At 32.0% G+C, this 1,738-nt stretch carries 2 protein-coding genes; both read right to left on the bottom strand.

Annotated elements, in window-relative coordinates; translation table 11 throughout:
• Positions 1-150: 150 nt before the first annotated feature.
• Positions 151-1,260, bottom strand: coding sequence for a site-specific integrase (locus tag AC6UD0_RS07185; RefSeq protein ID WP_500708668.1), 1,110 nt, complete (start codon positions 1,258-1,260; stop codon positions 151-153).
• Between the two features lie 72 nt (positions 1,261-1,332).
• Positions 1,333-1,738: hypothetical protein (locus AC6UD0_RS07180; RefSeq protein ID WP_500708667.1), on the bottom strand; the 406-nt coding region annotated here is incomplete at its 5' end.

Raw genomic sequence — 1,738 nt, 5'->3', positions numbered from 1 at the left:
CCTGCAGCCGGCATATCAAGCTTTTTAAATAAGTTTGATTGCGTTTAAATGCGTTGATATATCAACAAACGGCATAGCAAACAAACGCAAAGAAACGCAATAAAAAGAATAAAATGTGTACAAAATGTGTACAAATTAAAAAGAGTTACCTTAGTTGGTAGCTCTTTTTTTATTGGTTATTTTATTCAATGACATTTCAATTTGATCATTTGTATGTTTTCTATATTCATCCATCATGTATGAATAAACTTTTGTAGTTGTAGAAATATCAGAGTGTCCAAGCCTTTTACTAATAACATAAATATCAATCCCACTAGATAGTAAATAAGCTACGTGAGTGTGTCTTAGAGAGTGAAAATGAAAACCCTTTAAAACTATACCTAACTCATTTAAACACGTCTTGAGTGTTGTATTGACCGCCTTGGACGTTGGAATAGTCTTATACTGATTAACAAATACTTTTTCGCTATTTCCTTTTAGTTCCTTTAATATATCCAAAACATCTGAGTTTACTCGAATAATTCTGTTTGAACTCTTGTTTTTAGTTGATTTATCCACTTTATCTTTTGAGTTCCACGATTTATTAATATTAATGGTTTTAAAGTTAAAGTTAATATCTCTCCATGATAATGCCTGAATTTCGCCTAAACGCATTCCTGAATAAATTGCTAACAATATCATATACTTGCTCGTAAAATGCTTATTTCTGGTATCAATTACATGGTTCGCTAATTTATCCATGTCATCAGCATTTAAGTATTCAATTTGTCGGTTTTTTGATTGGTCATAAACAATATTGGTACGTTGTACAAAGTCCTTATTAAAGTCTCCATCATACATTCCGTCTTTAATACAGGCGTGAACATGTGTATTTATTTTGCTAACCGTTTCCTTAGCATGGTTTTTACCATAGTTATCAAGAAAACTTTGATAAACACGACGATCCATATCATCAACATAAATACCTGGTAAATATTCTTTTAGTATATTGTAAGTGTGATGGTAAGCGTTTTTAGTTTGGTATGAAAGAGTGTTTTCTTTATATGTCTTATACCAATTCCAAAAATATTCATAAAATAATTTGGGACGATTGCTTTCTAACTTATAACTATTGCCATTTAATTGCATTTTTGATGCATATAATTGTGCATCTTTTTTGGTTTTAAAACCTGACTTAGATTTAGAATGCCACTTACCATCAGGACCTTTGAACTTAAAACGAGCTTGCCACGCTTTTCCACGCTTGCGAAAATCTGCCATGTTATGTACCTCCGTTGTAAACCCTAAGAATAGAGTCGAACTATTCTTTACTACCGAGTAGGGCGCGATGATTTAATTCTTCTTAGCTTTTCTATTAACTAACCAATGCCAGATTAAAAATACTAAGCCAATAATAAGTGCTATCCATCCCCATACCATTAGATCAGAATAACTTCCAGCGTTGGCACTAGATAATAACCAGCCTAAAGCAAGTAGAACTGCACAGATAATATCAGCAATTAACTTTTTTTGCTTTTTAGTTGATAAATAAACAATTCCAGCAATTAAGTAGATAATAGCCATAAAGAATCCTGCTGTACCTGATACCTCGCCGTTGTTACTAAATGAGTTACCAAGACCAGCTACCATTGATTGAAAAGCAATAATAACTGCTAACACAATCATTAAAATGCCTACAACTAATTTAGTTGTTTTCATATTTCTCACCACCTTATGTAGTACACCTTTTAACGTCGAT

The sequence above is a fragment of the Fructilactobacillus sp. X7R9C1 genome (assembly GCF_059901005.1).
The sequence above is the reverse complement of the archived record's forward strand: the minus strand, read 5'-3'. Positions and strand labels throughout refer to the sequence as shown.